Raw genomic sequence first — 235 nt, 5'->3', positions numbered from 1 at the left:
AAGGAAAATGCATTTGTAGCTCTTCATGGTGCGGATAACGCAAAGAGCAAAAGCAAGATTACATCTCTTCAAGCTGGTGTCATTAGTAATGTCTCAACAGATGCTGTGAATGGTTCTCAGCTTTATTTATTGGGTAATGGTTTGGCGCGGTCTTTAGGAGGTGGAGCTCAGTATGAGAATGGCGAATGGAAAGCCCCAAAGTTTAAGGTTCATGTAGTCAAGGAAGATGGCAGTG

General features: G+C 43.0%; 1 protein-coding gene. It reads left to right on the top strand.

Going from position 1 to position 235, the window contains the following annotated elements:
• Positions 1–235: hypothetical protein (locus J7R07_RS08210; protein ID WP_208436352.1), on the top strand; the 235-nt coding region annotated here is incomplete at both ends.

This window comes from Bartonella phoceensis (assembly GCF_902825145.1).
In the GTDB taxonomy this organism is placed as follows: Bacteria; Pseudomonadota; Alphaproteobacteria; order Rhizobiales; family Rhizobiaceae; genus Bartonella; species Bartonella phoceensis.
Note: the sequence above shows the minus strand (reverse complement) of the source record. Positions and strands in the feature narration are given on the sequence as shown.